9 protein-coding genes, 1 tRNA gene and 2 rRNA genes are annotated in these 12714 nt (G+C 58.4%); 11 read left to right on the forward strand and 1 reads right to left on the reverse strand.

Annotated elements, in window-relative coordinates:
- The first annotated feature begins 288 nt into the window (after window positions 1–288).
- From F3Y30_RS03320 to F3Y30_RS03365, 10 genes are all read left to right on the forward strand, one after another.
- Window positions 289–3088, forward strand: a 23S ribosomal RNA gene (locus F3Y30_RS03320).
- Between the two features lie 192 nt (window positions 3089–3280).
- A 5S ribosomal RNA gene (gene rrf, locus F3Y30_RS03325) occupies window positions 3281–3395 on the forward strand.
- Between the two features lie 191 nt (window positions 3396–3586).
- A tRNA-Met gene (locus tag F3Y30_RS03330) sits at window positions 3587–3663 on the forward strand.
- A gap of 191 nt (window positions 3664–3854) precedes the next feature.
- On the forward strand, window positions 3855–5249 hold the full coding sequence (locus F3Y30_RS03335; protein WP_203425138.1) for a selenium-binding family protein: 1395 nt from the start codon (window positions 3855–3857) through the stop codon (window positions 5247–5249).
- Window positions 5250–5280: 31 nt separating this feature from the next.
- Complete coding sequence (locus F3Y30_RS03340) at window positions 5281–5925, forward strand: hypothetical protein (protein WP_203425139.1); 645 nt, start codon at window positions 5281–5283, stop codon at window positions 5923–5925.
- A gap of 334 nt (window positions 5926–6259) precedes the next feature.
- Window positions 6260–6724, forward strand: coding sequence for an Rrf2 family transcriptional regulator (locus F3Y30_RS03345; RefSeq protein ID WP_203425140.1), 465 nt, complete (start codon window positions 6260–6262; stop codon window positions 6722–6724).
- Window positions 6725–6809: 85 nt separating this feature from the next.
- Window positions 6810–7067, forward strand: a complete 258-nt coding sequence (locus F3Y30_RS03350; protein WP_203425141.1) for a hypothetical protein — start codon at window positions 6810–6812, stop codon at window positions 7065–7067.
- Window positions 7068–7234: 167 nt separating this feature from the next.
- Window positions 7235–8602 carry an FAD/NAD(P)-binding protein gene (locus F3Y30_RS03355; RefSeq protein ID WP_203425142.1) on the forward strand — a complete coding sequence of 456 codons (1368 nt, stop codon included), beginning with the start codon at window positions 7235–7237 and terminating at the stop codon, window positions 8600–8602.
- Between the two features lie 175 nt (window positions 8603–8777).
- The gene (locus tag F3Y30_RS03360) at window positions 8778–9884 is read left to right on the forward strand and encodes an SLC13 family permease (protein WP_203425143.1); all 1107 of its coding nucleotides are present in this window, start codon (window positions 8778–8780) and stop codon (window positions 9882–9884) included.
- A complete protein-coding gene (locus tag F3Y30_RS03365; RefSeq protein ID WP_246752941.1) occupies window positions 9884–10537 on the forward strand; it encodes an SLC13 family permease in 654 nt (217 codons plus the stop codon). Before F3Y30_RS03360 ends, F3Y30_RS03365 begins: the two co-directional genes overlap by 1 nt.
- 8 nt (window positions 10538–10545) lie before the next feature.
- On the opposite strand, the gene F3Y30_RS03370 is transcribed toward F3Y30_RS03365, so the two are convergent.
- Entirely contained in the window at window positions 10546–11409 is an 864-nt protein-coding gene (locus F3Y30_RS03370) for a sugar phosphate isomerase/epimerase family protein (protein ID WP_203425145.1), read from the reverse strand.
- A 356-nt stretch (window positions 11410–11765) separates the two neighbouring features.
- Here F3Y30_RS03370 and F3Y30_RS03375 point away from each other — a divergent pair, with 356 nt between their 5' ends.
- On the forward strand, window positions 11766–12653 hold the full coding sequence (locus tag F3Y30_RS03375) for a sugar phosphate isomerase/epimerase (protein WP_203425146.1): 888 nt from the start codon (window positions 11766–11768) through the stop codon (window positions 12651–12653).
- Window positions 12654–12714: the final 61 nt, after the last annotated feature.

A 12714-nucleotide genomic window follows, 5' to 3' on the forward strand; every position in this document is an offset into this window, starting at 1 on the left:
TTTTTGGTGTTTGACGAACCTCTGACGGCATGTTGATGGATGTTGCCTGACCGCGCATCCCCGGACAGATCTCGAGAAGCTGGTCTTAATGATATGACTTCGCGGTGCACCGGCGTGCCCGCAATGAAGGACATATCGAACACGTCGATGGCATCTGATTGGTGTGGTTGTAAAAGGTAACCGCACTGTTGGGCCTGGCCGTATGGCCAGATTTGGAACCCCTTCGAGCGCAAGCGAGGAGGTAAGGAATTCCAAATCCAACTAAGGATGAGCATTGGCAATGAGAACGATCAAGTGTCGTAAGGGCAATTGGTGGATGCCTTGGCATGCACAGGCGATGAAGGACGTGATACGCTGCGATAAGCCGTGGGGAGCTGCGAATGAGCTTTGATCCATGGATCTCCGAATGGGGCAACCCACCTTAAATGCTTGGAAAATCCAGACTGTTCGCAAGGACGGCCTGGGTTTCCAAGCATTGTGATAAGGTATCTTACCTTCGAATACATAGGGGTAAGAAGCGAACGCAGGGAACTGAAACATCTAAGTACCTGCAGGAAAGGACATCAACCGAGACTCCGTAAGTAGTGGCGAGCGAACGCGGACCAGGCCAGTGGCATCAGGCGATGAAGTGGAACGGAATGGAAAGTCCGGCCTTAGCGGGTGATAGCCCCGTACACGTAGAATACCTGATGTCCTTGAGTAGGGCGGGACACGTGAAATCCTGTCTGAACATGGGGAGACCACTCTCCAAGCCTAAGTACTCGTGCATGACCGATAGCGAACAAGTACCGTGAGGGAAAGGTGAAAAGCACCCCGACAAGGGGAGTGAAAGAGAACCTGAAACCGGTTGCCTACAAACAGTCGGAGGGCGCAAGCCTGACGGCGTACCTTTTGTATAATGGGTCAACGACTTAGTGTGACGAGCAAGCTTAAGCCGATAGGTGGAGGCGCAGCGAAAGCGAGTCTGAACAGGGCGTTCAGTTCGTCGCATTAGACCCGAAACCGAGTGATCTAGCCATGAGCAGGTTGAAGGTTGGGTAACACCAACTGGAGGACCGAACCCGCATCTGTTGCAATAGATTGGGATGACTTGTGGCTAGGGGTGAAAGGCCAATCAAACTCGGAAATAGCTGGTTCTCCGCGAAAACTATTTAGGTAGTGCGTCGACCGAATACCCTCGGGGGTAGAGCACTGGATGGGCTATGGGGACTCACCGTCTTACTGATCCTAACCAAACTCCGAATACCGAGGAGTACTAGTCGGCAGACACACGGCGGGTGCTAACGTCCGTCGTGAAGAGGGCAACAACCCTGACCTCCAGCTAAGGTCCCCAAGTCATGGCTAAGTGGGAAAGGATGTGAGGATCCCAAAACAACCAGGATGTTGGCTTAGAAGCAGCCATCATTTAAAGAAAGCGTAACAGCTCACTGGTCTAAATAAGGGTCTTTGCGCCGAAAATGTAACGGGGCTAAAGCCATGCACCGAAGCTGAGGATGTGGTAGCAATACCACGTGGTAGCGGAGCGTTCCGTAAGCCTGTGAAGGGATACCCGTGAGGGGTCCTGGAGGTATCGGAAGTGCGAATGTTGACATGAGTAACGATAAAGAGGGTGAGAGACCCTCTCGCCGAAAGACCAAGGGTTCCTGCTTAAAGTTAATCTGAGCAGGGTTAGCCGGCCCCTAAGACGAGGCGGACACGCGTAGTCGATGGGAACCACGTTAATATTCGTGGGCCTGGTGGTAGTGACGGATCGCACAAGTTGTTCAACCTTATTGGATTGGTTGGGCGGCGGAGCGGTTCCAGGAAATAGCTCCACCATTATAGACCGTACCCGAAACCGACACAGGTGGTCAGGTAGAGTATACCAAGGCGCTTGAGAGAACTGCGTTGAAGGAACTCGGCAAATTGCACGCGTAACTTCGGAAGAAGCGTGACCCCAATCTACGCAAGTATGTTGGGGTGGCACAGACCAGGGGGTAGCGACTGTTTATCAAAAACACAGGGCTCTGCGAAGTCGCAAGACGACGTATAGGGTCTGACGCCTGCCCGGTGCTGGAAGGTTAAGAGGAGAGGTGCAAGCTTTGAATCGAAGCCCCAGTAAACGGCGGCCGTAACTATAACGGTCCTAAGGTAGCGAAATTCCTTGTCGGGTAAGTTCCGACCTGCACGAATGGCGTAACGACTTCCCCGCTGTCTCCAACGCAGACTCAGTGAAATTGAATTCCCCGTGAAGATGCGGGGTTCCTGCGGTCAGACGGAAAGACCCCGTGCACCTTTACTATAGCTTTACACTGGCATTCGTGTCGGCATGTGTAGGATAGGTGGTAGGCTTTGAAGCAGGGACGCCAGTTTCTGTGGAGCCATCCTTGAAATACCACCCTTATCGTCATGGATGTCTAACCGCGGCCCGTCATCCGGGTCCGGGACAGTGTATGGTGGGTAGTTTGACTGGGGCGGTCGCCTCCGAAAGAGTAACGGAGGCGCGCGATGGTGGGCTCAGACCGGTCGGAAATCGGTCGTCGAGTGCAATGGCATAAGCCCGCCTGACTGCGAGACTGACAAGTCGAGCAGAGACGAAAGTCGGTCATAGTGATCCGGTGGTCCCGCGTGGAAGGGCCATCGCTCAACGGATAAAAGGTACGCCGGGGATAACAGGCTGATGACCCCCAAGAGTCCATATCGACGGGGTTGTTTGGCACCTCGATGTCGGCTCATCGCATCCTGGGGCTGGAGCAGGTCCCAAGGGTTTGGCTGTTCGCCAATTAAAGCGGTACGTGAGCTGGGTTCAGAACGTCGTGAGACAGTTCGGTCCCTATCTGCCGTGGGTGTAGGAATATTGACAGGATCTGTCCCTAGTACGAGAGGACCGGGATGGACATATCTCTGGTGGACCTGTTGTCCTGCCAAGGGCATAGCAGGGTAGCTATATATGGAAGGGATAACCGCTGAAGGCATCTAAGCGGGAAACCCACCTGAAAACGAGTATTCCCTTGAGAGCCGTGGAAGACGACCACGTTGATAGGCCGGGTGTGGAAGCGCAGCAATGTGTGAAGCTTACCGGTACTAATCGCTCGATTGGCTTGATCGTTCTCATTGAAAATGCTCATCTCAAGGCCAACGCGTCAGCGTTGGTCCTGATAGAGCCAAGGCGAAAGCCTTTGCGACGGGCCCGGCAAATGCAAGGCATTTGTCCGGTTTGTTGCTCCAAAGACGTGTTCACAAAAGACAAAACATGATCGCAAGATCATTACCAGCTTCTCATCAACTTGCCCTTAGCCGACCTGGTGGTTCTGGCGGGGTGGCTGCACCCGTTCCCATTCCGAACACGGCCGTGAAACGCCCCAGCGCCGATGGTACTTCGTCTTAAGACGCGGGAGAGTAGGTCGCTGCCAGGTCTGCTAAAGGCAAGTTGAAAACATAGATCCCCTTCTCATCACACACTCGGCCCAAGCCGATCAAAAAAAGGGCCGCGCAAAGCGGCCTTTATGCGTTATAATCCTCGACAGCTTCGAGGTCTTCGAACTCAACGGTATTTTGCCCAATGGCAAAAACCGGTCGGTATTTTGCCAAGGCAAAAGCCAGGTAACGCGGGGTGGAGCAGCCCGGTAGCTCGTCAGGCTCATAACCTGAAGGCCGCAGGTTCAAATCCTGCCCCCGCAACCAAACATCACAAAGCCCCGCTCGGAGAAATCCGGCGGGGCTTTCTGCGTTAAAGCGCACACCAAAGCACCGACCCAAGCGGGAAAGCGGCATTCGGATCCGCAATCGAACATACTTCCGGCCATTTTTCGTCACATCTAGGTCGGATTGTACCGTGTCCGACGCATGCGAAGTCTTCTCGAGGAGAATAGACAATGGCGACGTGGCGGCCTGATCCCTCATTCTATCCATCTCCGCGCATGGCGGCAAAAGCCCCGCGCGAGACACTTGCCTATGTGGCGAGTTTCGATCCCGACCGGAAAAAGCCGGATGCGATCGCCGTGGTCGACGTCGATCCGTCGTCCGCGAGCTACTCACAGATTGTTGGCCAGGTCGTAATGCCGAATGTCGCCGACGAGCTCCATCATTTCGGCTGGAACGCCTGTTCGTCCTGCCTATGCCCGAATGCGCCGCATCCGCACGTCGAGCGACGCTATCTTGTCGTGCCGGGATTGCGTTCATCGAGGCTCCACATCATCGACACGAAGCCTGATCCGAGAAACCCGACAATCGTTCGCGTGATAGAGCCCGCGGAAATCGCCGAGAAGGCGAATTATTCCCGACTTCACACCGTCCATTGCGGTCCCGAGGGCATCTATGTCAATGCGCTGTCTGACGCCGCCGGCAATGCTCCGGGCGGCATTTTCCTGCTCGACCACCAGAGCTTTGACGTGCTCGGTCAATGGGAGATGGACCGCGGACCGCAGAAGCTCGCCTATGATTTCTGGTGGCACCTTGGTCACGATACGATGATAACAAGTGAGTGGGGCACGCCGGATACCTTCGAAAATGGTCTCGTGCCCGAGGTGCTGTTCGGCTCGCGGTACGGCCGGAGGCTTCATTTCTGGGACCTTCACAAGCGCAAGCACCTCCAGGAGATCGATTTCGGGGAGGAGCATCAGCTGGTCTTCGAATTGCGGCCCGCACACGACCCGACGAAGGCCTATGGTTTCGTCGGTTGCGTGATCAGCCTCAAGGACCTGTCGGCTTCGATCTGGACCTGGTACCGCGAGGGCGATCGGTGGTCGGTCAAGAAGGTCATCGAGATTCCCGCAGAGCCGGCCGATCCGCAGGACCTTCCGCCGGTTCTCAAGGATTTCAAGGCGGTACCGCCGCTCGTGACGGATATCGATCTGTCGATGGACGACCGCTTTCTCTATGTCTCCTGCTGGGGCACCGGCAACATGATCCAGTATGACGTGTCGGATCCGCTCTCGCCCAAGGAAACCGGGCGGGTCCGGATCGGCGGCATCGTATCGCGGGCGACGCACCCCAAGGCCGCAAACGGAGCGCTCAACGGCGGACCGCAAATGGTCGAGATCAGCCGGGACGGCAAGAGGGTCTATTTCACCAACTCGCTCTACGGTGCGATCGACCCTCAGTTCTATCCGGAGGGCATCGACGGCTGGATGGTGAAGCTCGACGTGGCGGACAATGGCGGCATCAGCTTCGACAAGAACTTCTTCGTCGACTGGCCGAAGGGACATCGTCCGCATCAGGTGCGCCTCGAAGGGGGAGACTGCTCGTCCGATTCCTATTGCTATCCGTGAGGCTGTCCATGGCCAGCCTTTCCAGGTGTCAATGAGCGGCTTGTGGCCTTGGGTGGTGCTTGCGGGCTTGGGTGCGTTCCATGGCGCAAATCCTGCGATGGGATGGCTGTTCTCGGTAGCTTTGGGACTTCACAGGCAAAGTCGGCGCATCGTGTGGCTATCGCTGATCCCGATTGCGCTTGGGCATGCTGCCTCGATTGCCATCGTGCTCGCGTTTGTCGTGGCTTTCGGGGAGGTTTTGGAGCCGCGGACCGCAAGAATTGCGGCCGGGGTGCTCATCCTGGCAATGGCGGCTTATCATGTCCTTTTCGGCTATCGGCACAGGACAAGGGTCGGCATGCGCACGGGCATGGCCGGGCTCGCGTTTTGGTCGTTCCTGATGGCGACCAGCCACGGGGCGGGCTTGATGCTGGTTCCGTCCGTGATGGCCCTGTGTGCGGGCGCCGAGATGCCGTTCGGGCTTTCGGCGAGCGGATCCATCCCGATTTCTTCTGCGGCCGTCGCGGTGCATACCGCCGCGCTGCTCGTCGTGACGGCAGCGATCGCAACGGCCGTATTCGAATGGCTGGGTCTTGCCGCACTCCGGCGCGCCTGGATCAACTTCGATATCCTTTGGATCTTTGCTCTGGCCGTCACCGGCCTGTTTCTTGTTTTCGGGTCTGCGGCGAATCGCTGAAGTTCCCTGCCCGATGAATGCTTGGCCGGCATAGCTGCACGATGCGGTGACGCCGATTGCGGTCACTGTCCCACTTGTCCTCGGTTGCCGGTCAGTGACCGGAATTGTGCAATTGGCCTGCCGTCACCCGCCAATTCCATCCAAAACCGCACAGATTCGGATAAAATTGACAAAATTAATGCGATTTTCATGTAGTTGAGCTAAAAGAAATGTGGACTCCTTCCCATGTGTGGTCGACGATAATGTCTTGCGCATGGACGGGGCCGTTGTCCCGTTTGCCCTGTGGCAACGAGATGTGCTGCCACCCAGTCTTTGATTTGAAAGTCGTGCGGATATGCTGACGAAAAAGGGAAAATACGGCCTGAAGGCACTGGTCGATCTGGCGAGGCTTGCCCCGGGGGAAACTGCCTTTGTCAGCGAGATCGCGCTTCGCAACAATATTCCGAAGAAGTTTCTCGACACGATCCTGCTTGAGCTTCGCAATGCGGGCATCCTGCGCTCCAAGAAAGGGCCGGGCGGCGGCTACTCGCTTTCCCAGCCGGCCTCCGCAATTCGGATAGGGCATGCGATCCGCGTCCTCGACGGACCATTGGCGCCCATACGCTGTGCCAGCCGGACCGCCTACGAAGCCTGTGAAGACTGTTCCGATCCGGAGACCTGTCAGGTCCGTCGGTCTATGACCGAGGTGCGTGATGCGATCGCCGCCATTCTCGACACCATGACGCTCGAGCAGTTCGTTTCCACTCCGGGCATGGAAGCAGTCGCGGAGGATGGCGAACTGGAGAAGCAGGCCAGCTGATCGAGCTTTGCCGGCATCCGGCGGCGAAGCCAGCCTCAGGCGAATGCTGCAGACGATTAGACTACTAAACCTATAGACTATTGACATGCGCCATGTTTTCGCCATCATTGGCGGTGGCCCCGAGAGGGCACGCCGTGATGAGAGGTGCGACATGTTCTATATGGGTGGAATGACGCTCGGCTATCTGACACCGAATCAGCCTGCGCCTTGCAAGGTGCAAGGTGTCATGGAGCGGGAGACCGGTTCCGAGGAACGGGAAGAAGCCTCCAAGGTACGGCTGACACTGAATTCTGCCGGCGCAAAGAAGCGCCCGGTTCACTGGCCATTGCATATTTTCTACTGATCTGCGGGCGAGCGGTGCGGCAAATGTGCCGCACGCTTTTCAAAGTGCGGATTTCATTGGTAAAAATCAGCATTGCTCTTCTTAAATCTAGAAAAATAATTTAATACATAGAAATAATAGAAAATGATGTTAGCATGAGGGACCGTTCGTGAGAAAGGGATACCCGCATGATTGTTCGAAGCGATGTGGCAGTGATCGGCTCCGGCTTCTCGGCCGCCGCCGTCACCGTCAATCTCCTTGATCGGCTTCCGCCGAATTTGAAGATCAGTCTCGTAGGAAATCAGGAAAATCCCTGTCGCGGGACTGCCTACGCAACTCCCTCCAACAGCCATCTTCTCAATGTGCCGGCTGCGCGGATGGGCCTTTACCCGGACCGTCCTGATCATTTCCAGTCGTGGCTTGAAGAGCGCGGCATGGCATTCGGATCCGAAGACTTCGTGCCGCGCAATCTTTACGGCGCCTATCTCCAGGACGTCTTCGAAGAGGCGCTCCACCGCACCGGCAACCGCGCCGCGGTTTCGCGGATCGATGCCCGGGTCGTCGGAGGCGAGGCGGGCAAAGATGGGCAACAGGTCTACAGGCTGTCGGATGGCCGGACGCTGATCGCGAAGGCATCCGCCCTCTGCACGGGAGCAACGGCAGCTGGCATTCCGCTTCCCAAAGGAGCGATCGCCGCCGAGGCGCTCCCGCATATCGTCGAGGACCCATGGTCCGAGCCCTGGCAACAGCGTGTTCCCCTGGATGGAACGGTGCTGATCCTCGGTACCGGCCTCACCATGGTCGATCAATGCCTCTCCCTGCGCAAGAGAGGGTTTGTCGGCAAGATTCACGCGATTTCCCGACGGGGCTTGCTGCCCCAGACCCATGTGGTGCCCCGCCCTGCACCGGTCGAAGCGTTCCTGTCGCCCGGCGAACTCGAACTCAGTGCCATGCTGGCCTGGCTCCGCCAGAGAGCCGAGAACGCCGCAGACTGGCGTGGCGTTATCGATGGCCTTCGCCCGGTGACGCAGGATTTGTGGAAAGGGCTGACTGCCGAGCAGCGCAGCCGCTTTCTTCGCCACGCGGCGCCCTTCTGGAATTCGCATCGCCATCGGATGGCACCCGCCGTCAGCGCCGAGCTCGGGCGAATGCGGGAAAGCGGCGATTTGATGATAGATCGCGGCCGGCTGATTGGTGTGGAACCACGCGAGGGAAGCCTGCGAGCCATCTTCTCGGTCGCGGCAACGGGCGAGCGGCGGTCGATTGATGCCCATATCCTGGTAAACTGTACGGGCATCGAGCGCTGTTCGGTGAAGCAGTCCGACCTTCTCACGGATATGGCCTCAAAGGGTCTGGTGCGGTGCGATCCGCTGGGACTGGGGCTGGACGTGGACGATCGTTCAGCCGTCGTGTCCGGTGACGGTAGCGTTTCCGGGCGGCTCTATGCGATGGGTGCAATGACGCTGGGCCGTTTCTGGGAGATCACTGCGGTGCCGGACATTCGCGTGCAGGCAGGCGCGGTCGCAAAAAGCATCAGCGAGGTGCTGGCAGCGTAGTCACGGCCGGGCAGAAATGGCCTCGTTGCTTCGCTCGCGCTACCTTCTTCCCATTAGTCCCGCGTGGCAGTCTTCAAACCTGCCGCGCGACCTCGTCGTTGCCGGGCTTGCCATCCTCGGGTTGCGCTAGCACACTGCGGTCGCGTCGCAGTGTGCAGGCGGGCGCGGAAAGTGGATGGATATGCAGGCGGCGGGATCGGCATTCGAGCAGATTGCGATCATCGCACTGCTGGTGACGGTCCTCTTCATCTTCTCGCTCGACAGATTCCGGATCGAACTCGTCGCTTGCGTAGGGCTAGCCACCGGGTTCGCACTGGGGCTCGTTCCGGCAAATGCGGTGTTTTCCGGATTCTCCAACCCGGCAGTCGTGACGGTCGTCGAGATCCTTCTGATCGTGCACGTGCTCGGCCGCGCCGACGCCTTGCACCCGTTTGCGCGCCGCTTCTTCGCCGTCGTCCGCTCCGAAGCGGCGCTCATCGCCTCGCTTTGCCTGCTGGCGGCCTTCGTCTCGGTGTTCATGAACAATATCGGCGCGCTTGCGCTCGTGATGCCGGTAGTCCTCGAAGCCGGCCGAAGCACCGGCCTGGGGGAGCGGAAACTGCTGCTTCCTGTGTCATATGCGACCCTGCTCGGGGGCACGTGCTCGTTGATCGGCACGCCCGCCAACCTTCTTGTTTCGGATGCGCTCCGCGACGTCACGGGAAGCGGCTTCTACTTCTTCGACTTTGCCTATGCCGGTGTTCCTGTCGCGCTTTCGGGGCTGGCCGTGATTATTGCCTGGGTGCCGCGGATGTTCGAAGCCAAGGAGGTTCGCCTGGCTCTGTCTGCGGGTGGGCGGCGTCGCATGATGACAGAACTCGACATACCCGGGGCTCGCAATTGGCCGGGCAGCGGCTCGTCGGACTCGAGAACACGTATGGCATGCGGGTCCATGCTGTGGTGCGTGGCGGGAAGTACGTTTTCGGGCGGCGGGAGGACATCGTCGTTCAAGGTGGCGATACTCTCGTTGCCGACGGCGACGTCGGGATCATTTTCGAAACCGTTGAGGCACGCACCGTCCGGTTCACCGGGGGATTTGATGCCCGCTCATCCGCACACAGCGAGGCGGTCATCACGCCTGACAGCACCATTGTCGGTTCGAACCTCCACACGATCGATGTCTTTCGCACCCATGAAGTCGGCGTCTTCGGCATGTCAACTCGCGGCGCCCGACCTGAGGGCAGACTGGCCGACCAGCGATTGGGGGTCGGCGACATCCTTTATCTTTCGGGCGATCCCGTGATGGTCTCAGCTGCGCTGGAGGAGACGGAGTGCCTGCAGCTGTGGCCCGCACCGAAGACCAAGCCGACAACGCAGCCTCCCCTCCTTCTCTGTGTTTTTGCGCTGGGTGTTCTGTTGGCAGCGTTCGACATTGTGTCCCCGCAGATCGCCTTTGGGGTGGCAATTCTTCTGCTCATGCTGCTCGGACAGCTCAATCTCCGCGAGGCCCTGGCCAGCCTGAACTGGCCGATCGTCGTTATGCTTGCGTGCATGATTCCGCTTGCCGGTGCCATGCAGACCACGGGAGCGGCCGAGATGATCGCGTCCTCTCTCGCCGCTGTGCTGCCGATGGGTTACCCCTCCCTGGCGGTTGCGCTGATGCTGTTGCTTGCAGTCGCCCTCACGCCATTCATCAACAATGCATCCGTGGTGATTGCGCTGACGCCGATTTCGCTGGAGATCGCCCAGTCCTTCAATTGTCCGCCGGCAGCGCTGTTGATTGCCATTGCCGTCGGTGCTTCGCTGGATTTCCTCACGCCCTTCGGTCATCACAACAATACGCTCGTCATGGGCATTGGCGGCTACAGGTTTGCAGATTTCCCGCGCGCGGGATGGCCGGTCACCGTCGTCACGGTTGTCGCCGCGTTCCTGTCGATCGTCGTCTTCTGGCTATAGAACTGTCGTCAGACGGAATTTCGCCCTGCCTCCGCCCAACCGGCCTCGATGTGCCGGTAGCCTTCGCGGTAGACCGCCTCGGGGGTTTCTGAAAAGTCGCGCCAGACTTTGGTGGCCGCTGCCAGATCCTTCAACGCCCGTCCGAAGGCTTCGATCGTCAGCCATCCGTCATAGCCGCTTGCCCGTATCGCTCGAAACGTGTCGTCCCAAGGAATGTGACCGCGCCCTGGGACGCCTCGATCGTTTTCAGAGACGTGGACATGTACGAAGTTGCGGGAATTCCTGGTGAATGCGCCGATGGGATCCGCTTCCTCTATGTTGCTGTGAAACGTGTCGTACATCGCCCGGATGTTCGGGTGGTCGATCTCGTTGATATGTGCGGACAGGTCGTCCATGGTGTTGAGGAGATAGCACTCGAAACGGTTCAGCGCCTCGAGACCGATCGTGACGCCACGCCGTGAGGCGTGATCGCCAATTTCGCGTTGTGACGACACCGAGTGCCTTCGTTCGGTGGCAGTGGGGCCGGAACCGGAGAATTGTCCGAGGATCGAATGAAGCGGTCCGCACAAAACGCGGGAGCCGAGTGCCTGCGTACAATCGAGCGCCCATTTCACGTATGCGATGCCCTTCTTTCGCGTCTCCGCGTCCGGCGAGATCAGGTTCATGCCGGGATCTCCCATCGCGGAGACTGCCGTACGATCGAGGCCGATGCGATCCAGCATCTCTCCGAGCCGCTTGTAGGTATCCTCTGAGCCTTCGAAGACCGGTATTTCGACGCCGTCGAACCCCGTAGCCTTGATATCCCTGAGAAGCGCCTCGTGCTCGCCGGTCACGTGCGTCGTCCAGAGAAACATGCACATCCCGATCTTCACGATCTCCTCCTGACATGCCCTCATCAAGTCGTCGCCAGCACGCTCCGAGAAGTCAAGAACGGGCACGGCATCTCAATCTGGTCGTACCAAAACAGAAAAACAGGTCAAGCCGTATGACGGTCGTCACCGTATCCATCAGTCTGAATATTTCCCTCTTAATACCAATTTATATTAGAAAACGAGCGGTTTCGTCCGTGATGGCGCGCCAACTTGCGAAACGCGGGAAAGTGCGTTAGACCACCACGAAGAGATAACTGGCCTAACCAGTTGTGAGGTGTGTGGTGCAGGCCGAAAGCAGCAGGTTCTCGCCGTGGCGTGACGGCGGTTAAAGCAATCTCAGTTCTGGAGGAACGCTCATGCATCTGTCGACGCACAATTGGATGCGCGCCGAGCCGCTGGCCATGACGCTGAAGCGGATCAAGAAGTACGGATACGAAAGTATCGAGATCTCCGGCGAGCCGACGCAATACGATGTCAAGGAAACCCGGGCGCTGCTGAAGGAGCACGGGATCCGCTGCTGGGGCGCGGTGACCCTGACGCTTGGCGAGCGCAACCTCGCGGCCAAGGACGAGGGGCAGCGGGCGAAGTCGGTCGACTACGTAAAGAGCGTCATCACCATGGTGAGTGAACTCGACGGCGAGATCGTCACGCTGGTGCCCGCGACCGTTGGAAAGGTCGTTCCGGACGCGACGGAGGAAGAGGAGTGGAAGTGGGTGGTGGATGCCACCAGGGAGTGCTTCGCCCACGCCAAGAAGAGCGGCGTCCGCATCGCCATCGAACCTTTGAACCGGTTCGAGACCTATTTTTTCAACCGCGCCGCGCAGGCGCTCGCACTGGCCGATGCGGTCAGCCCCGAATGTGGGGTCTGCCTCGATGCCTTCCACCTCAATATCGAGGAGGAAGACATGTATGACGCGATCCGGCTCGCCGGAAAGCGCCTTTTCGATTTCCACGTCGCCGACAACAACCGCTTCGCGGCGGGCCTGGGACAGCTCGATTGGCCGAAGATCGTGGCGACGCTCAAGGAGGTCGGCTATGACGGTGCGCTGACCAACGAGTTCGTTGCGCCGGTGGATCGGACGCCGGCCGCCAAATACCCTGACATGGTCGAGCGCAACCCTGTCGACATTCCGCCCGAGCAGTTGAAGTTCATACAGGATCACGGTTCGAGCCTTCTGACGGAATCCTTTTATTCGGATCAGATGCGCATCACTGCCGAAACGCTTCTGCCATTGATCAAGTAGCCGACTAGCTTAAAGCACCCCCTCCCGGTCGTCCCGTGATCGAGAGGGTCGAGGGTCCGAG

Source organism: Sinorhizobium sp. BG8, assembly GCF_016864555.1.
In the GTDB taxonomy this organism is placed as follows: Bacteria; Pseudomonadota; Alphaproteobacteria; order Rhizobiales; family Rhizobiaceae; genus BG8.

Bases quoted from the DNA above. Each gene is read 5' to 3' on its own strand.
- F3Y30_RS03335 (WP_203425138.1), top strand. From the start codon at position 3,855: ATGGCGACGTGGCGGCCTGATCCCTCATTCTATCCATCTCCGCGCATG.
- F3Y30_RS03355 (WP_203425142.1), top strand. From the start codon at position 7,235: ATGATTGTTCGAAGCGATGTGGCAGTGATCGGCTCCGGCTTCTCGGCC.
- F3Y30_RS03340 (WP_203425139.1), top strand. From the start codon at position 5,281: ATGAGCGGCTTGTGGCCTTGGGTGGTGCTTGCGGGCTTGGGTGCGTTC.
- F3Y30_RS03350 (WP_203425141.1), top strand. From the start codon at position 6,810: ATGCGCCATGTTTTCGCCATCATTGGCGGTGGCCCCGAGAGGGCACGC.
- F3Y30_RS03345 (WP_203425140.1), top strand. From the start codon at position 6,260: ATGCTGACGAAAAAGGGAAAATACGGCCTGAAGGCACTGGTCGATCTG.
- F3Y30_RS03375 (WP_203425146.1), top strand. From the start codon at position 11,766: ATGCATCTGTCGACGCACAATTGGATGCGCGCCGAGCCGCTGGCCATG.
- F3Y30_RS03360 (WP_203425143.1), top strand. From the start codon at position 8,778: ATGGATATGCAGGCGGCGGGATCGGCATTCGAGCAGATTGCGATCATC.
- F3Y30_RS03365 (WP_246752941.1), top strand. From the start codon at position 9,884: ATGGTCTCAGCTGCGCTGGAGGAGACGGAGTGCCTGCAGCTGTGGCCC.